Origin of the sequence: Streptomonospora alba, from assembly GCF_000826685.1 — a bacterium.
Lineage (GTDB): Bacteria > Actinomycetota > Actinomycetes > Streptosporangiales > Streptosporangiaceae > Streptomonospora > Streptomonospora alba.
In genome coordinates this window covers 34,315-51,020 of sequence record NZ_JROO01000017.1, presented here as the reverse complement: position 1 = coordinate 51,020, position 16,706 = coordinate 34,315, and the positions used below count along the sequence as shown (strand labels likewise).

The 16,706-nt window shown below is 72.7% G+C and carries 16 protein-coding genes and 1 tRNA gene; 10 read left to right on the top strand and 7 right to left on the bottom strand.

Translation table 11 applies throughout. The features are described 5' to 3' along the window. Window positions 1–57 precede the first annotated feature (57 nt). Complete coding sequence (locus LP52_RS09965) at window positions 58–240, bottom strand: hypothetical protein (RefSeq protein ID WP_040272683.1); 183 nt, start codon at window positions 238–240, stop codon at window positions 58–60. A 51-nt stretch (window positions 241–291) separates the two neighbouring features. Continuing rightward, the gene (locus LP52_RS09960) at window positions 292–474 is read right to left on the bottom strand and encodes a hypothetical protein (RefSeq protein ID WP_040272682.1); all 183 of its coding nucleotides are present in this window, start codon (window positions 472–474) and stop codon (window positions 292–294) included. 359 nt (window positions 475–833) lie between these two features. Here LP52_RS09960 and LP52_RS09950 point away from each other — a divergent pair, with 359 nt between their 5' ends. The 3 genes from LP52_RS09950 (at window position 834) to LP52_RS09940 (ending at window position 3,240) form a co-directional block, all read left to right on the top strand. Then, window positions 834–1,565 carry a hypothetical protein gene (locus tag LP52_RS09950; protein ID WP_040272680.1) on the top strand — a complete coding sequence of 244 codons (732 nt, stop codon included), beginning with the start codon at window positions 834–836 and terminating at the stop codon, window positions 1,563–1,565. Between the two features lie 7 nt (window positions 1,566–1,572). Then, window positions 1,573–2,178 carry a DUF4352 domain-containing protein gene (locus LP52_RS09945; RefSeq protein WP_052809670.1) on the top strand — a complete coding sequence of 202 codons (606 nt, stop codon included), beginning with the start codon at window positions 1,573–1,575 and terminating at the stop codon, window positions 2,176–2,178. Between the two features lie 528 nt (window positions 2,179–2,706). Continuing rightward, on the top strand, window positions 2,707–3,240 hold the full coding sequence (locus tag LP52_RS09940) for a hypothetical protein (RefSeq protein ID WP_157036294.1): 534 nt from the start codon (window positions 2,707–2,709) through the stop codon (window positions 3,238–3,240). Window positions 3,241–3,286: 46 nt separating this feature from the next. Here LP52_RS09940 and LP52_RS09935 read toward each other — a convergent pair whose 3' ends face one another. Continuing rightward, window positions 3,287–4,582, bottom strand: a complete 1,296-nt coding sequence (locus tag LP52_RS09935; RefSeq protein ID WP_040272679.1) for a hypothetical protein — start codon at window positions 4,580–4,582, stop codon at window positions 3,287–3,289. Window positions 4,583–4,703: 121 nt separating this feature from the next. Between LP52_RS09935 and LP52_RS26420 the strand changes: the two genes are divergently transcribed. The 4 genes from LP52_RS26420 to LP52_RS09915 all read left to right on the top strand — a co-directional run bounded on the left by LP52_RS26420 (window position 4,704) and on the right by LP52_RS09915 (window position 7,938). Next, a complete protein-coding gene (locus LP52_RS26420; protein ID WP_084723075.1) occupies window positions 4,704–5,594 on the top strand; it encodes an NUDIX hydrolase in 891 nt (296 codons plus the stop codon). A gap of 238 nt (window positions 5,595–5,832) precedes the next feature. Then, window positions 5,833–6,240, top strand: a complete 408-nt coding sequence (locus tag LP52_RS09925; RefSeq protein ID WP_040272678.1) for a hypothetical protein — start codon at window positions 5,833–5,835, stop codon at window positions 6,238–6,240. Window positions 6,241–6,319: 79 nt separating this feature from the next. Continuing rightward, window positions 6,320–7,132: a DUF2786 domain-containing protein gene (locus tag LP52_RS09920; protein ID WP_040272676.1), complete on the top strand. Its 813-nt coding sequence runs from the start codon at window positions 6,320–6,322 to the stop codon at window positions 7,130–7,132. A 377-nt stretch (window positions 7,133–7,509) separates the two neighbouring features. Beyond that, window positions 7,510–7,938, top strand: a complete 429-nt coding sequence (locus LP52_RS09915) for a PPOX class F420-dependent oxidoreductase (protein WP_040272675.1) — start codon at window positions 7,510–7,512, stop codon at window positions 7,936–7,938. A gap of 38 nt (window positions 7,939–7,976) precedes the next feature. Here LP52_RS09915 and dnaN read toward each other — a convergent pair whose 3' ends face one another. Further along, window positions 7,977–9,119 (bottom strand): DNA polymerase III subunit beta, encoded by a 1,143-nt coding sequence (gene dnaN / locus LP52_RS09910; protein ID WP_040272673.1) that lies wholly within the window; start codon window positions 9,117–9,119, stop codon window positions 7,977–7,979. A 186-nt stretch (window positions 9,120–9,305) separates the two neighbouring features. Further along, window positions 9,306–9,773: a DUF4442 domain-containing protein gene (locus LP52_RS09905; protein ID WP_040272671.1), complete on the bottom strand. Its 468-nt coding sequence runs from the start codon at window positions 9,771–9,773 to the stop codon at window positions 9,306–9,308. A 142-nt stretch (window positions 9,774–9,915) separates the two neighbouring features. Here LP52_RS09905 and LP52_RS09900 point away from each other — a divergent pair, with 142 nt between their 5' ends. Further along, window positions 9,916–11,907: a cation:proton antiporter gene (locus LP52_RS09900; protein ID WP_040272670.1), complete on the top strand. Its 1,992-nt coding sequence runs from the start codon at window positions 9,916–9,918 to the stop codon at window positions 11,905–11,907. 53 nt (window positions 11,908–11,960) lie between these two features. On the opposite strand, the gene LP52_RS09895 is transcribed toward LP52_RS09900, so the two are convergent. Then, the gene (locus tag LP52_RS09895; protein ID WP_084723074.1) at window positions 11,961–12,950 is read right to left on the bottom strand and encodes a DMT family transporter; all 990 of its coding nucleotides are present in this window, start codon (window positions 12,948–12,950) and stop codon (window positions 11,961–11,963) included. Window positions 12,951–13,024: 74 nt separating this feature from the next. Here LP52_RS09895 and LP52_RS09890 point away from each other — a divergent pair, with 74 nt between their 5' ends. Beyond that, complete coding sequence (locus LP52_RS09890) at window positions 13,025–13,942, top strand: LysR family transcriptional regulator (protein WP_040272668.1); 918 nt, start codon at window positions 13,025–13,027, stop codon at window positions 13,940–13,942. A gap of 112 nt (window positions 13,943–14,054) precedes the next feature. Then, window positions 14,055–14,143 (top strand) — tRNA-Ser (locus LP52_RS09885). Window positions 14,144–14,438: 295 nt separating this feature from the next. Here LP52_RS09885 and LP52_RS27680 read toward each other — a convergent pair. After that, entirely contained in the window at window positions 14,439–15,812 is a 1,374-nt protein-coding gene (locus tag LP52_RS27680; RefSeq protein WP_394298196.1) for a MinD/ParA family ATP-binding protein, read from the bottom strand. Window positions 15,813–16,706 lie beyond the last annotated feature (894 nt).

Genomic DNA, 16,706 nt, shown 5'->3' with positions numbered 1-16,706 from the left:
CTCCCGCAACACGGCGCCGCAGCGGCGCAAAGGCCGCCCCTCAGCGGGCGGACAGGATCAGCGCTCTTCCTCCTCGGTCTCCTTCTCCGGGAGGTCCGCCTCTTTCTCGGCGGGCGCGCTGTCAGGAGCGGACTTGGTCTCCTGCTCGGTGTCGGGCTCGGAGAACGGGTCGAGCCTGGCGGTGATGGCTGCGAACTCCGCCTCGACCGACGCGATCGCGGGGACCGTTGCGTGGCTCATGTGCATCCTCGATTTCTGCAGCGTGTTACGCGGAAACAGACCGAACGCGGCCTACGGCCAGTCGATCACCGGGTCGTCGTCCTCGACCGGCTGGTCGTCGTCCTCCTCGAACGGCTCGTAGTCCGGCTCGGAGAAGGGATCGAGCTTGGCCGTCGATGCCGGGCCGATACGCACGGCGATGGCGGCGAACTCGGCATCGACGGACGCGGCGTCAGCGGACACGGTCGCAGTCATGCGGACCCCTTCAGTCACGTGAACGTACTAGGGGAGACCGGCCCCCGCTGGTCGTGGCGTCGGCCGCTCCGCAGGTAGGTCGTCCTGCCCTCGGGCGTGCCGACCGCGTCCACCGGCCCCGGATCCAACGCGGCCGGCGCCCGCAGGCCGTCCTCCTGCGGGTGCCGGTCCGGCTGAACGTGGGTCCAGCCTAAGTAGATCGTCTTGCGGTGCGCTTTCACTTCGCTTACGGCCGTCGAAGGCCGCAGTCGGCGGGCAGGGGCGCGATCCCCCGCTCGCAGGTTCCCGACACCTCGGAATCTGGCCTCATCAGGCCGCGAAGGCGACGAAGGGGACCGTTCCCTCTAGACTTCCTGCTCGTGGCACACCACGCTCCCGACACCCCCGAGGCACCGAGCCACCTGCTCCCCCGGAGCATGCTCTGGCGCGTCGCCGTCCTGCTGGTGGCCACCGCCGTTCTGGGCGCCGCCACACTCGCTCTGTGGGCGACCGGAGGGCTGGCACGCGCCGATGCCACACCCGAGAAGGAGCCCGGTGACACGGTGCGCACCGCGATGTACACCCTGACTCCGCACAAGGCCGAGTTCGTCTCCGACGACAGCGGGCTCACAGCTCTGCAGGTGCGCGCCGATCTGGTCTCCAACGACACCGAACCCCTTCCCGTCGGCTCGTTGGACCTGGTGATCGACGTCGGCTTCCCCTCTGGACGGATCGACGCCTCCGCGCTCAGCGTCAAGTACGTCCGCCACCCCGACGGCCTGGTCTTCGACATCCAACCGGACATGCGCGAGGAGGTCTTGATGACCTGGTCGCTGCGCAAGGCCGAGGGCGGGGACGGCCAGGAGCAGCAGGGGGACTCCGACAATCCGCTTGCCGGGCTGGGCGGCGAACCCGACCAGGGCGACCCCTTCGACTTCGACTCGCTGATGGAGAAGCCCGAGGACGTGGCGCCGCTCGCCGAGAAGGAGGACGAGGTGACCCTGACCTTCAGCGAGACCGAGTTCTCCCCGGGCTTCACCGACCAGTCGAAGAGCTGGAAGTCCACCGACCAGGTCGCCGCCGAGATGTCCCTTCCGCTCGGCCAGGGGTGAGGCTGCCGTGTCCCCGTTCGCCCGCAGCGCGCTGACCACGTTCGCCACCCTGACGCTGCTCACGCTGATCGTCGCGGCGCAGTCCCTGGTGCCCGAGGAGACGCTGGCGACCGAGCCCATCCCCCATTCCGGCGAGATGGGCGAACCCCTCGACGCCCGCCGGTTCACGGTCACCGTCGAAAAGGTCGAGTTCGCCGAGACGGTGACCGACGAGGGCGGCTTCGGGCCCTCCGAGGCGATCGAGGCCCACGGCGTGTGGGTGGTGGCCACCCTCGAGATCACCGCGGCCACGGCTCCGCTCCCCAACGTCGACGCCGAACTCGTGATGGGCGACGGCTACGTCTACGCCGCCAGCACGTGGGTGAACAACGGGCTCAACGGCGGCAGCAGCAGGCCCGTTCCGGGCATTCCCGTGACCGGCAAGCTGGTTTTCGAGGTCCCCGAGGACCGGGTCACGGACCCCACGCTCCAGGTGAGCGCGCGCACGTCGATCGACGAGCGGTTGAGCGCCCGCGCCGACATCCACCTGGGGCTGGACGGCGAGCAGCTCGACCGGCGGCTCGCGCAGCCGCAGAAGCGGATCGCCGTTCCCGCTCCCACCCAGACGTCGTAGGAAGCGCCGCCCATGCACCCTGACGACCCGCGCCGCGGCGACCGCCGCGCCTCTGACGGGCAGCCGCACCGGCGGCCGCCTGCGGGGCAGCAGCCCCCGCCTCAGCCCCCTCCGCCCGGACAGCAGGCTCCGCCGCCCGGCCGCGGCCCGCTCGGCCCTCCGCCCGGGCCACCGCATGGTCCGCACGGCGGCCGCCCGCAGCCACCCCCGCCCCCGCCTCCGGGCGGCAACGGCCCCCGGCCGCAGCCGGGCGGTCCCGGACCGCAGGGACCGCCTCCTCCGCCGAGCCACGGGCCGCCCCCGCAGCCCCCGGGAGCGCCGCCTCCCGGCCGCGGCCCGCTCGGCCCTCCGCCGCACTCAGCAGGCCCGGCCTTCGCTCCCCCTCCCGGTCCCCCGGGGCCGGGGCAGCAGCCGCCTGCCGGCCCTCCTCAGGGCCCGCCGCCGTCACCGCGGCGAGGCGGTCAGCGCCCTCGGCGCGCCCTGCCGCTGTGGAAGCGCGCCCACCTGCCCTCCATCGCGGTGCTGGCGGTGGCGCTGCCGATCGCTCTGGGGACGCCCTGGTGGATGGAGCGCCAGGAGATGCAGGACCGCGGCCTGATTCCGCCGGAGCCCAGCCAGGTGGCGAAGACGGAGGAAGCCGCCCAGCTCGTCGGCAGCCGCTGGGAACTCCGCGGCACCCTCGTGGGCGAGTTGGAGGGCTCGGACCCGCCGCCCGAGGGCACCCGTCTCGTCGACGCGGTGTTCAAGCTGACTCCGGGCGAGGGCGCCTCCCGCAAGCGCCTCAATCAGTGCGAGTTCCGCGCTGTGGACGAGGAGGGGCGCTGGTGGCAGCCGACCTTCTCCTTCTCCTCGCGGCCGAGCCTGGAAGACGTGCTCTCGGTGGTCTACGGCTGCTCCGACTCGGAAGGCGAGCCGCCTCCCGCCGGGGAGGACGTCGGCGTGGTCGTCAGCTTCGTGGTGCCCGAGGACGCGGTCGAATCGCTGTCCTTCGAGGTCACCGTGCCCACCGCAGGTCCCGGCGACGACCCCGCCCCCGATTCGCTCCGCTTCCTCCAGGAGTAGCCGGGCCGCCGGCTGAAGGCCGGTCCCTTCCGCGCCGCCGCCGGTCTCAGGCGTGCGCGCGCTTGTCCGCGCGCGCACGCCGCCCGGTGCTGGAGGCGCCCACGCTGCGCAGGGTGATCTCGAACGCCGCCGCCAGCAGGCACACGCGCAGCAGCTCGTGCAGCGCGTCGACCATAAAGCTGATCGGTGTCAGCCACGGCCACCACCAGCCGAGGAATTCGTTGGGTCCCACGGCGACGAATATCCCGCGCTCCAGCCAGGCGAACGCGACCTCGAGCAGTACGTAGTAGAGGCAGAAGCCCAGGTAGAACACGGGGCTGGCGCGCAGGACGAAACGCAGGGCGTTGACGAAGGGCATCCACCGGTCCTGCGCGTCGCGCTGGAAGATCCTGCCCATTTCCTGCATGAGGCGGTTGCCGTCCGCGGTCAGCGCGCCCTCGATCTTGGCGGCGCGGCTGCCCTTGCGGAACAGCGACTGGTGGCGGTCCATCTCGGCGCCGAAGACGACTGCGGCGATGGTCAGCCACAGCAGCGGCTCGAACAGGCCGTCGCGCAGATGCTGCAGCACCTGGCCGACCGCCTCCAGCCCGGCAAGGTACGCCTGCTCGATCGGCAGCGACAGGGTGCTGCCGAGGCTGCGCATGAACTCCAGGATGCCGTTCTCGACGGCGTACCAGGCCTGGCGCTGGGTGAACCAGGCCCTGATGTTGCCGAAGACCTGAACGATCGAGTAGAGGCCGAAGAACATCCAGTTGGCCTCGAACAGCGCTGTGCAGACTCCGAGGGTCTTGTTGTCGGTGCGCCGGTAGAACCGCTCGCACAGCATCCGCAGCAGGAAGGAGGCCAGCGCGATGCCCAGCGGAAGACCGAGGGCGTTGATCTCGTTGGTCTCGATGAACCCGTCGAGGCCGCGCTGGTTGATCAGTTCCACGTTGTACCTGCGGAATTCCTCGGCGAAGCGCCCCCAGGCGTTGTAGAAGATGAGGAACGGCAGGATCGCCATCGCCACGGCGTCGACCCAGCGGCGCTCGCGCTCGGCGGCCCCTCCGGCTCGTGGGGAGGCGGCGACAAGCTCGCGGTCCACTGTGGGCAGGCCCGGCCGCAGCAGGTGGAACATCACGATGGTCACGGTCAGCTGCGTCAGCACGACCAGGGTCATGCCGATCAGGCCGAGGTTCTGGTCGATGGCCGACAGCCGCACGACGCCGCGCATCATCATGTCGTGCAGGAACGTGCCGATGACATAGACGCACAGCAGCGGCGCCCAGTACCGCCTCACCAGGTCGAGGCTGTAGAGGGGCAGCCGTGTCACCGAGGCCGTGGCCTTCGCCGTCCTGCTCATCGCGCGAGCATCCTAGCGGCCCGGCCGAAGGCGGTGGGACCTCGCACTGGCCGGACTCGGCCGCAGTGGGCAAGGTGGAGGGACGGACCGCCCCGCGATCGGGGCAGGAGAAGGAGGTGGGATGAGCGACGGCGACGGTTGGGTGACGCTTCCCGACGGATCGCGCCGCTGGGGCCGCTTCGGCAGCGCCGGCCTGCTGCTGCGCGCGCCTGAGGGGCGTAGTGCGGGCGGCGGCCACGTGCTGATGCAGCACCGCGCGGTATGGAGCCACCAGGGCGGCACTTGGGGTGTGCCCGGTGGGGCGCGCAACAGCGACGAGACCCCGGTCCAGGCCGCCATGCGGGAGTTCGGCGAGGAGGTGGCGGGCGACCCGGGCAGCATCGAGCTGATCGGGCTGCACCGCCAGGAGCACACGGTCTGGCGCTACGACACGGTGCTGGCCCGCGCCGCGGCGGGTGAGCGGCTGGAGGCCGCCAACTGGGAGAGCGACGAGGTCCGCTGGGTCGGCGTCGGGGAGGTGGCGAACCTGCGACTGCTGCCGGCGTTCGGCCGGACCTGGCCACTGCTGCGCGAAGCCCTCGGCCGGCGGCTCGCCGTGCACGTGGACGCATCCGCAGTGCTGCCCGCCGAGGACGCCGAGTCGGTGGAGCGGCTGCGCGACGACCTGGCCGACCTGGCCGCGTCGGGCGTCGCCGCCGAGGCCCTTCCCGACGGCATGAGCGGCTCCGGCCTGCACCTGTGGTTCCCGCGGATCCGACTGCTCGTGTCGGCGTGCGCTCAGGCGCCCGACCCGGTGCCCGGCGTGGAGGTGGTGGCGCGCTCGGGCGTGTCGGCGGCCCCGCCGACCGAGGCGGAGTCGGCGGACGGGGTACGCACCCAGACCCTGCTCGTCACCGGCGGCGACGAGGTTCCCGGTGCCGGCGGGACGCACACGGTTCCGCCGTCGTGGCTGGCGGCGGCGGGGGCGCTGCCCACAGCCGCCAAGCAGGGCCCGGGTGTGCCGGAGACATGACCCACCCCCGGCCCGGCGCCGGCAGCGGGCACTTCCGTCGCCCACCGCTCGTTCACCCCCCGAAGCCGTCCCCGGCGCTGCGGGCCGATCCCGCTGCGCCGGGGCGAGCAGGTGCCGGAATGCTCCATCAGGGGTATGTCAGGGGTGTGCCCTGATGTATCTCTGCCACCGGGCGGGCATCCTGGACAGGACAGGCTGGACACCAGGCTTTCAACCAGCCGGAATCGAAGGAGCTGACATGACGCTGGAGCGCGGAAACTCATTCATGCCCGTGCACGCGGCGACACTGATGTGGCCCACCGGTATCGCGACAGGAGCCGGCCTGGTGGCCGGAGGCCTGTCGTTCCTTGCGGAACCCGGCATCACCGGACCGATCGCGACCGCCATCTTCTTCTTCGCTCTCGTCGGCGGCGGTGTCGCGCTCCTCGGCGGCAAGGGCGACCGCCGCGCGCGCCGCTGGGCGGGCCAGTACCCGTGGCGCTTCGCCGGCGGGCCCGCCGTTCTGGCCGGACTGGGCACGGCCCTGATGACCCTGCTGGGCGCGGGCGGCTTCTTCGGCGCGATCTTCGCGGGTCTGGCCTCGGCCGCGGTGATCTGGGTCATCCTCGGCATCGTCGGCATGGTCGCGGGGAACAAGTCGGCCTGATTTCCTTGTTGCACCGGTCCATGGCAGAGAACATCAACGGGGAACGACCAAGCGCTCTATGACAGAAGCTCGTCAGAAGATGATCGAGCGTGTCCGCGGGCTCCTTCGTATGGCGGAGGATCCCTCGGTCACCGACGCCGAGAGCCAGGCGTTCACCGCCAAGGCGGCCGAGCTGATGACGCGGCACGCCATCGCCGAGGCCGAGGCGCGCGCAGAACGGGGCGAGGAGCCGGAGTCGGTAACCCGGCTGGACTTCCCGGTTTCGGGTGTCGGCGGCCACGGCAAGGCCCGGGTCAAGGCGCTGGCGGGGATCGCGGCCGCCTACGGATGCCAGTCGGCGGTGCGCGGCAACAACTCCACCAACGCCGAGCGGACGCTGATCATCGTCGGCACGGCCAGCGCGCTGGACGCGCTGCGGGTACTGCTGCCCTCCATCAGCATGCAGATGGAGGCCTCGGCCAAGTTCACCGCGCGTGAGCACGTCACCAACCTGCGCGAGTTGCGCAACTACGACCGCTCCACGCTGGCGACCGAGCGCAGCCGGTTCTACCGGTCGTTCGTGCGCGCCTACGGCTACGCCGTGGCCGAGCGGATCAAGGAGTTCCGCGCCCGGCTGGTCGAGGAACGCGAGGACGAGGCCGAGTCGTCGGGCGCGGAGTCCGGGGAGGAGGCGGCGTCGGCCCGCGGGGCGGAGGTCGTGCTGCGCACCGACATCGACAGGGTGCGTGAGGACTTCCAGCGCCGGTTCCCCGAGCTGAAGCCCACCAAGCCCGAGCGCACCCACCACCGGGCGGGCTATCGCGCCGGGTATGCACGGGGGCGCCGCGCCGAACTCGGAATCGGCTCTTCGGTCGGCAGTGGCGGTACCTCGGCACTGTCCGAAAGGGAGTAAGCGGACGAGGCAGCATCCATCCACATCCATCCCGCATTGGTGGATGCTTGTGGATAACTCTGTGGGTAACTCGGCGATATCCGTTCGGATTCGCCGAGCGGCCCCAATCCCTTGTGGATAAACCACCCGGCCGCGGATTCTTTCCTCTTCTCGCCCGTTGACCGGTCGATGCCCGTGCGTGGCGCGCCGTTCACTTGCGGCCGTGCGCCGCGACTGCGGACCCGTGTCCCATTCATCGCGGAAACGGCCCCGCCGGGCCGCCGGCGGGGTGCGGCGTGCACTCACGGAATCGACATCCTCCGAGTGACAGGTGACGTAGGCCACTCTTCTGGGAAAGAGTGAAGTCGCATCCCCTGTCCGACGAGGAGTCACCGCCGATGACCGCAGCCACACTCCTGAAGCCCTTCCTGCGCTACAAGACCGCCCTGCTGATGACCTACCGCGACGACGGTGTCACCCCGCACGGCACGGCGGTCAGCATCGTGGTCGAGGACGGGCGCGTCCTGTTCCGAACCTGGGAGGAGTCGGGAAAGGCCAAGCGACTGGCCCGCAACGCCAACGCCGACCTGCGCCCCTGCACGTTCAACGGCAAGCCGCGCGGCGGCGCCGTTCGGGGTGAGGTGCGCCCGCTGGAGGGCGACGAGGCCAAACGCGCCTCGCTGCTGCTGGCCCGCCGCCACCCGATGCTGCAGGGGTGGGCCGTGCCGATGAGCCACAAGCTGCTGAAGTACCGCACCCGCCACTACGAGTTCGTCCCGCTCGACCTCAACCACGACATCGAGAACATGGAAGGCTGTCCCGACTGACGGCCGCGTCCGCCCCGGCGAGGCCGGCGGCGCCGCGCCTACGCCACCCTCAACGGCATGACCAGGTAGCGGAACTCCGGAGCCTGGCCCTCGTCGGCGGGCACGTCGGAGAGGACGACGGGCTTGGTCGGCAGTGTGAAGTCGATGTGGGCGTTCTCGGAGTGCACGGCGCCGAGGCCGTCGAGGAAGTATTCGGGGGTGAACGCCACCCGGATGGGATCGCCGCTGAACTCGACGGCGAGCGCCTCGGCCGCCTGGGCGTCGTCGCCGGACCCGGCCTCCAGTACGACCTCGCCCTCGCCGAACGAGAGGCGCAGCGGGGTGTTGCGGTCGGCCACCAGCGCAACGCGCTTGACCGCCTCGATCAGCGGTGCGGTGGCGACTTTGGCGCGGGCCGCGGACTCCTGGGGGAACCGGGGTTCGTACTTGATGAAGTCGCTGTCGATCAGGCGCGTGGTGGTGCGGCGCCCGTTGTTGCCGAAGCCGATCATCCCCTCGCCCTGGGCACCGCCGGCGGCGGCCGGGGACAGTGCGACGTCGAGACCGGTGCCCCCGGCGAGCGAGCGGGCGATCTCGTGCAGGGTGCGCGCGGGTACCAGTGCGGATGTCTCCAGCGCGGCGTCCTGCGGCTTCCACCACAGCTCGCGCACGGCGATGCGGTAGCGGTCGGTGGCCGCCAGGGTGAGCGTGTCGCCGGAGAAGGCGATGTTGACGCCGGTGAGCATCGGCAGGGTGTCGTCGCGGCTGGCGGCCGGGCTGACCTGGCGCACCGCGCCGGCGAAGGAGTCGGCGCTGAGCGAGCCGCTGACCTCGGGCATCTCCGGCAGTGACGGATAGTCCTCGATGGGCAGGGTGAGCAGCGTGAAACGCGCACTGCCGCAGGTGACGAGCACGCGGGCGCCGTCGGCGCGGAGGTCGACGGGGGCGTCGGGCAGGTTGCGCACGATCTCGGCGAGCAGCCGTCCGGAGACCAGTACGGCACCGGGCTCCTCGACGCCGACCTCGACCTCGGCGCGCGCCGAGACCTCGTAGTCGAAGCTGGACAGGCGCAGCATGGAAGAGCCGGGCCGGGACTCCAGGCGCATGCCCGCCAGCACCGGCATGGACGGGCGTGTGGGAAGGGCACGGGCGGTCCACGCCACGGCGTCGGCGAACGAATCGCGATCGGCTCGGAATCTCACGCTGTCCCCACCTCACGTATCCAGCGGACGGCTCCGCTGAGGCCCCGTCCATGCGCCCGTCGGCATCCGGCGCCGCCGATCGGGATTGCGGCGTGGTCACCGTATCCGTCGGGTCCGACATTCCCAGCGGGTTCGCGGCCCGAACCCCGAACCGCGAACCGCTGCGGGCCGTGCCGATGCGCGGGGTCAGCGCGTGTTGGGCTTGAGGGTCCAGGTGACGGTCATGGCGCCGGTGACGGTGCCGTCCTCGGTGCGCAGTTCGACCTCGACCGCGAACTCCGGACGCCCGCCCGCGTCGAGTTCGCCGGCGATCTCCTCCTGCGGGCGGGTCAGTCGCGCCTCGGCGACCATGTCGCCCATGGCGAGCTTGTAGTAGTGGATGTCGGCCTTGACGGCCAGGGGCACGCAGCGGTCGAGCAGTTCGCCGAACGTGCCGGTGACGACCGCGCCCGAGGCGGACTCGCCCAGCGTGAACATCGCCCCCGCGTGCGGGCCGCCGACGTGGTTGTGGTGGGCTTCGGCGTCGGGCAGCCGCATGACGACCCGGCCGTAGTCGACGTCGAGGAATTCCACGCCCAGAGTCCGGGCGAAGGGCACCGCCGCGGTGAATCCGGACTTCACGAACTCGGCGGTCTCTGCGTTCATGGTTGCCATGCCCTCGATATTACTCACAAGTAACCTCGCGGCGCGGACGTGACCGGGCCGCCCCGTGCCCCGCGCTTCGCCCCGCCTACTCCCGGCGCCTATGCTGGCGTGGCCCGACCGGGCTTGCGAGCAGCGCACAAGGGGGACCGACATGCTCTTGGCGGCCGAGGAGACTCCGGCCTACCTGCCGCCCGTGGTACTGCTGCTGTGTTCGGCCGCGGTGATCGGCTACCTCAGCGTGCGGGTGCGCGTCGTTCCCATCGTCGGGTTCCTGCTGGCCGGTGTGGTGATCGGCCCCCACCAGCTCGGGTTGGTCGCCACCACCGAGACCGTCGAGGCCGCCGCCGACATCGGCGTCATCCTGCTGCTGTTCACCATCGGCATCGAGTTCTCGCTGGACCGCCTGGCCGCGATCAGGAACTACGTGATCGTGGGCGGCGGCCTGCAGGTGCTGCTCACGGCCGGGGTGACCGCCGCGCTGGTCCTCGCGTTCGGCGCCGGCTGGCAGACCTCCGTGTTCACCGGGTTCCTTGTCGCGCTGTCCTCCACCGCCATCGTGCTCAAGGTGCTGGCCGCGGCCGGGCGTACCACGTCGCCGGTGGGCCAGACCTCCGTCGCCACGCTGATCTTCCAGGACCTGGCCGTGGTGCTGATGGTGCTGCTCATCCCGCTGCTGGGCGGCTCCGGCGAAGGGCCGCTGGATATCGCGCGGGCCTTGGGCACCGCGGCGGCCGTGCTCGTGGTGGTGCTGCTCGTCGCCCGCAAGGTCATGCCCCCGCTGTTGGAGCGCGTGGCGCGGGCCTGCTCTCCCGAGGTCTTCCTGCTGACCGTGGTCGCCATCGGAATGGGCACGGCCTACCTGACCTCGCTGGCGGGGGTCAGCGTGGCGCTGGGCGCGTTCCTGGCCGGGCTGGTCGTCAGCGAATCGAGGCACAGCGCGCACGCCCTCGGCGAGGTGCTGCCCCTGCAGATCCTCTTCAGCGCCACGTTCTTCGTCTCCATCGGCATGCTGCTGGACCTGCGGACACTGCTGGACCTGTGGTGGCTGGTGCTGCTGCTGGCCCTCGCGGTCGTCGTGCTCAAGGCCGTCACCGCCACGACGGCCCTGGCGGTGCTGGGAGTGGGGACCCCGACCGCGGTCGCGGGCGGCCTGCTGCTCGCTCAGATCGGCGAGTTCTCCTTCGTCCTGCAGCGCGCCGGCGCCCAGGCCGGGCTCGAACCGGCAGGCCTGGGCGAGGACGGAGAGCAGGTGCTCATCGCGGTCACGGTGCTGCTGATGACCCTTACACCTGCGCTGGCCGCGCTCGGCGACCGGCTGGGCCGCTGGGCCGGTTCCCGCCGCCGCGCGCGCCGGGCCGCGCCCGCGGCGAGTGCCGCCGACGGAAGCGGACCGCCGCCCGGCGGGCCCGTGCTGATCTCGGGGTGGGGGCCGGTGGCCGCCGAGCTCGCCGCGTCGGTGCGCGCCCGCGGCATCCCCGTCCATGTGACCACGCTCGGCCCCGACCTCGCGGCGGCCGCCGAGGCCGAGGGCCACACCGTGGTGCGCGGCGACCCGATGCGGCACAACGTCCTTCAGGAGGCGGGGCTGTCCTCGGCCCGCGCTGTCGTCATCCCGGAGAACACCAGCGAGGAGAGCGCCCGCATCGCCGCGGTGATCCGACAGCTCGCACCCGGCGCGCCCATCGTGGTGCGCCCCGTCGACGCGCCGGAGACCGAACTGCTCACCCCGTCCGGCGCCGACCGCATCCTCGACACCACGCGCACCGTCTCCGCCGCCCTGTCCGAGACCCTGCTGGACGCGCTGGGCCTGTCCGCACCGGCACCCGGCGACCGCCCCGACCCGAACACGCCGGTCGACTTCTCCGCCGACCCGCAGTCGCCGTGCCCGCACACCGCCCAGATCCAGCCGGTCCTGCCCAGCACCGCGGGCTGCACCGACTGCCTGCGCACGGGCGAGCGCGACTGGGTGCACCTGCGGATCTGCCTGAGCTGCGGACACGTCGGCTGCTGCGACTCCTCGCCGAACCGCCACGCTTCGGCACACGCGACCGACGCCGAGCACCCCCTGGTCACCTCCGCCGAACCCGGCGAGAACTGGGCCTGGTGCTACCTGGACGCCACCCGGCTGTCCCCCGAGGAGTGAATCCGCGCACCGCCTGCGGGCGGTGACGTCGCCGGGACGGCGGTGCCGGCCGCTCACCCGGCCGCGGGAGCGGTTCGTCGACCCGCGAGCGCCCAAACCATGAGCAGCACCAGCGCACACCCGCAGAGCTGGACGGCGGTCGGCCGTTCGCCGAGGAAGGCGGTGGCCGTCGCGACGCCCAGCACCGGCTGGACCACCAGGAGGGCGGCGCCGGTCGCCGGAGCGAGCCGGGGCAGTGCGGCGCCCACCAGCATCCACGACAGCACCTGACCGAACAGCGCGAGCGCGGCCAGCCATCCCCAGGAGGTGAGCGGCAGGGCCAGGTCGATCCCGGTCCACAGGCCGCCCAGCACCGCCGCCGCTGCCGCGGCACTGAGCGTCGAGACGAATACGGGTGAAGCGCTGTGACCGCCCCCGCCCGCCATGCGCGTCAGGAACAGGTACCCCGCATAGGCCGTTCCCGCGGCGACACCGAAGAGCGCGCCCGAGGTCGGCGAGCCGTCCGGCGCGCCGCCTCCGACCGCCCCACTCGCCAAAGCCACACCGCCCAGCATGACCGGTGCCGCCGCCGCGAACCGGGGCATGGGGCGGACACCGCTGAAGGCCCACGCCAACAGCGGGAACACCACCACCTGGACGTTGATCAGCACCGTGGCGATTGAGGCGCCCACCTCGTCGATGCTGCGCACCCAGAACACGTAGTCCACGCCCAGCAGCACCCCGGCCGCCGCGTTCGTGACCACGAAGCGGAGCGACTGCGGTCCCCGCACTCGGCGCTCGACCGCGGCCAGGGGCAGCAGGACGACCAGCGCGAGCGCGCAGCGCAGGAACGCCGCCGTGCCGGGGTTGGCCTCGGAGAGCTTCGCGAAGGACGCGGACGCCGAGTTGCACATCGCCCCCGCCACCGCGGACACCGCCGGGTCCAGGCGCGCGAGCGGACCGGCCGCCTTTGCGGCGCCGCCGGGGTCCGAACCCGGGATGGAGGCGGACTCGGAGGCCCGGTCCGGTGCCGGGGACGCGGTGGAACCGTGCAGCTTGTCCATGGCACCAACACTGCCGTGGCCGACTGCGAAGCAAAAGCGATCTTTTCTTCGCGGAACCCGGTAGCGTAGCTAACGTGTTGAATCTTGAGCGCCTGCGCGTGCTACACGCGGTCGCCTTCCACGGGTCGGTCGCCAACGCCGCGCGGGCCCTGCACATCACCCCCTCCGGCGTCTCACAGCACCTGGGCAAACTGGAGCGCGAGACCGGTCGTTCGCTGCTGGAGCCCTACGGCCGAGGCGTCCGCCTGACCCACGCCGGGAGGGTCCTCGCCGAGCACGCGGCACGGGTTGTGGCGCAGGCCGCCGCAGCGGAGGACGACCTCGCAGGGCTGGGCGAGGAGACGCTCGGCCCGCTGCGGATCGGCGCTGTCGGCAGCGCGGTGCGTGCTCTGCTACCGGAGGCACTGGCCGGACTCGCTCGCGAGCACCCGCGACTGGTGCCATCGGTACGTGACGGCGAGGTCGTCGACATGATGCCGCCCCTGCTCCACGGCGAACTGGACCTGCTGCTGGCAGAGAGCTGGAACAACCGGCCCCTCTTCCTCCCGCCGGGACTTTCGGTGCGGCCCCTGGTCGATGAGGAGGTGCGCGCCGCGGTGTCGGTCGACCACCCCTTGGCCGGGCGGGAACGCGTCGGCCTGGCCGAACTGGCGGACGCCCCGTGGGCGAGCTGCGCGCAGGGGACCGAACAGCATGAGGCGCTCGTGCAGGCCGTGCGCGGGCTCGGGACGGAGCCCGACGTCCGCTACCGGATCGTGGAGATACCGACCCAGCTGGCTCTGGTGGGGGCGGGCCTCGCCGCCGCTCTCATCCCCGACATGGCGCAGCGGCCGGCTCCCACCGGCGTCCGGTTCCTCCCGCTGGAGTCGCCGCTGCGTCGCGAGATCACCGCTGTCTGGAGGTCCGGCGCCGAGACTCCACCGATCCGCGCATGCGTTTCCACCCTGACCGACGTCCTTCCGGAAGCGGGCCGGAGCGGCGAGTGGGTGTAGCCCGGGGACCGGCGGGCGGACCGCCCGGCGGCTTCCCCGCCCGAGGTACGGAGCCCCGGACGCGTGGCGGTGTCTGCGCTATGCTGTGGGCGGCCTGCGTGGCCGCCCTGCTGGAGGGTTCGCATAGTGGCCGAGTGCAGTGCTCTTGAAAAGCACAAGATCCTTAGCGGGATCTCGTGGGTTCGAATCCCACACCCTCCGCATCGGTGAAGCCCTTCCCCGGTCCGCGGACCGGGGAAGGGCTTCGCGCGTCCGCGGCCGGTCCCCACTCGGCCGCCCCTGAAGACCGTGTCCGCTCCCGAGCGGCGCCCGGCCTTCACGCGCCGGCACGCCGCCCGCGGTTCTTCGCGCTGCGCGGAGTCGCCCGCACGCCCTGACCGCTGCGGTGTGCGGGGCGGCGCCGCCCCGCACCCGGCATCACCGCGGCCAGGCGAAGGACTCGCCCACGGTCGCGGCCAACTGCGGTGTGCGGGGCGGCGCCGCCCCGCACCCGGCATCACCGCGGCCAGGCGAAGGACTCGCCCACGGTCGCGGCCAACTGCAGGTAGGCGTCGCGGGTGCCGGGTGCCAGACGCTCCAGGTCGACCTCGGCGCCCTCCTCCAAGTGGGCGTCCCACGGCACCTGCATGACCGAGCGGCACCGGCTCGCGAAGTGCTGCTCCAGCCGTTCCAGGTCCACACTGCTCTTGCCGCTGCGCACCATCGACAGCACCACGACGGCGCCGCGCACCAGCGAGCCGTACTGGTGGGCCTCCAGCCAGTCCAGGGTCGCGCTCGCGCTGCGCGCCCCGTCGACCGACGCCGAGCTGACCAGCACGATCTGGTCGGCCAACCCGAGCACTCCGCGCATGGCCGAGTGCAGCAGCCCGGTACCGCAGTCGGTCAGGCAGATGGAGTAGTAGTGCTCCAACAGCCAGGAGACCTCGCGGTAGTCCTCCTCGCTGAAGGCCTCCGAGACAGCGGGGTCGCGGTCGGAGGCGAGGATCTCCAGCCTGCTGTTGGCCTGGGACGTGAATCCGCGGATGTCGGCGTAGCGGGAGATCGACCCCTTCTCGTTGAGCAGGTCGCGGATCGTGGCCGCGGTCTCCAGCCGCACCTTGTCCGACAGCGTTCCGCGGTCGGGGTTGGCGTCGACGGCCAGCACCCTGTCGCCGCGCAGCGAGGCGAGCATCGATCCGAGCGCCACCGTCGTGGTGGTCTTGCCCACGCCGCCCTTGAGGCTGAGTACCGCCACCCGGTGGTGGCCGCCGCCGACGTGGGTGCGCGCACGCTCGGTCAGCTCACGGCGGCGCTGCTCGGCCGCCGACTCCCCCACGTCGATCAGGCCGAACGTGGCCGAGTGCAGCGCCTTGCGCCAGCCCTTGGTCGGGCCGGGCCGCTTGTCGCCGACCAGGTTCTCCGCGCGCAGGTCCTCGGCGGTCTCGGGGTGGCCGCTCTGGCCGGGGTACTGCTGGGCGGGCTGCACGCCCTCGGCGAAGTGGGCGGAGTACTGGAACCCCGACTGCGGGCCGGACTGCTGACCGCCGGCCGGCCCGGGCCGGCCGTGCTGCTGAGGGCCGGACGCACCGGGCGGCGGAGCCGGGGCGCCGGCCGGACCCGGTCCGGGCTGCCGGTAGGGGTCGTAGAGCCGACCGTGGGGCTGGTCGTAGGGATTGCCGGGGTGGGGCAGGCCTCCCTGCTGCCGCCCGGGACCGGGCTGCTGCGGCCCTCCGGGTGCCGGAGGCGGGGGCGCGTTCCATCCCTGGGGCCCCGACGGCGCCGATTCCGCTCGCCACTCCCCGTGCGGCGGCTGCGGCGCGGGCCCGCCGCCGGACTCGGCGCCGGGACCGCCGGGGTGCTGCGGCGCCCACGCCTGGGGCGCGGGCGGCATCGGCCCCCCGGGCGCCTGGCCGGGTGCGGCGGCGTTCGGCGGCAGCGGCGGAAGCTGCTCGGGGGCGGGGACGTCCTGTGCCGGGCCCTCTGCTGCGGATCCGGCACCCGCGGCCGGTGCCTCCGGGGGCGCAGCGGAGTCGGCGTGCGTCCGGGGATCCTGTGGGCCGGACGGCGGCTCGTCCCCGTCGCGGTACGGCGGTATGACTTCGGTGGCCTCTCCCGGGCGCGGCGCGGCACCGTTGGGGAACGGGCCGGTGTCGGGGCGGGCCCCGGCGCCCGGGCTCGGCGCGCGCTCGGGCGGCGCCCACTGGGAGAAGCCGCTGGACGCACCGGTGTTCCACGGCGGTGCGGACGGCTGCCGTCCCGGCGGGTCGGCGGGACCTCCACCCGGTTCTCCAGACGCAGGCGCACCCGGGGCGGCGCGCTCGGCCCGCTCCGGTTCCCCGCCTGCCGGGCCTCCGCCTCCGGGCCCGGGAGCACCGCTCTGTCCGCGGCCGGCGGCCTCGGGACCCTGCGGGGACTGCGCCGGACCGGGCGCGGCAGGCGGCGCCCACCCGTGGCCGTGCGAGGGCTCGGCGGGCGCCGGCCGGCCGTTGGCGGCGCCGGGGACAGCGCCGCCCGGCGGGGGTGGCGGCGCCTGGTGCGGCCCCTGTGCCGGCTGCCCGGGCGCCGGAGGCCGCGGGCCGCCGTGCGGCCCCGGTCCCGGATCGGGGTACGGAGCCGGCGACGCGCCGGAGCCGGAGTAGTCGTAACGGCCGAAGGAGTCGTCGGGTTCCGGCCGCTGCCCGGCCGGGGGCATCCCCTCCGCGGGTGCGGTTCCACCGGGACGCTGCGCCGACTGCGGACCCGGTCCCGGCGCGGGATAGGGACCCGAGGGATGATCCGCCTGCGG

What these genes read in the sequence shown, in the direction of transcription:
- LP52_RS27680 (WP_394298196.1), bottom strand. Translation starts at nt 15,812, where the DNA reads ATGCCGCCCGCGCCCCAGGCGTGGGCGCCGCAGCACCCCGGCGGTCCC.
- LP52_RS09925 (WP_040272678.1), top strand. Translation starts at nt 5,833, where the DNA reads ATGACGCTGGAGCGCGGAAACTCATTCATGCCCGTGCACGCGGCGACA.
- LP52_RS09915 (WP_040272675.1), top strand. Translation starts at nt 7,510, where the DNA reads ATGACCGCAGCCACACTCCTGAAGCCCTTCCTGCGCTACAAGACCGCC.
- LP52_RS09895 (WP_084723074.1), bottom strand. Translation starts at nt 12,950, where the DNA reads ATGGACAAGCTGCACGGTTCCACCGCGTCCCCGGCACCGGACCGGGCC.
- LP52_RS09900 (WP_040272670.1), top strand. Translation starts at nt 9,916, where the DNA reads ATGCTCTTGGCGGCCGAGGAGACTCCGGCCTACCTGCCGCCCGTGGTA.
- LP52_RS26420 (WP_084723075.1), top strand. Translation starts at nt 4,704, where the DNA reads ATGAGCGACGGCGACGGTTGGGTGACGCTTCCCGACGGATCGCGCCGC.
- LP52_RS09920 (WP_040272676.1), top strand. Translation starts at nt 6,320, where the DNA reads ATGATCGAGCGTGTCCGCGGGCTCCTTCGTATGGCGGAGGATCCCTCG.
- LP52_RS09905 (WP_040272671.1), bottom strand. Translation starts at nt 9,773, where the DNA reads ATGGCAACCATGAACGCAGAGACCGCCGAGTTCGTGAAGTCCGGATTC.
- LP52_RS09960 (WP_040272682.1), bottom strand. Translation starts at nt 474, where the DNA reads ATGACTGCGACCGTGTCCGCTGACGCCGCGTCCGTCGATGCCGAGTTC.
- LP52_RS09965 (WP_040272683.1), bottom strand. Translation starts at nt 240, where the DNA reads ATGAGCCACGCAACGGTCCCCGCGATCGCGTCGGTCGAGGCGGAGTTC.
- LP52_RS09935 (WP_040272679.1), bottom strand. Translation starts at nt 4,582, where the DNA reads ATGAGCAGGACGGCGAAGGCCACGGCCTCGGTGACACGGCTGCCCCTC.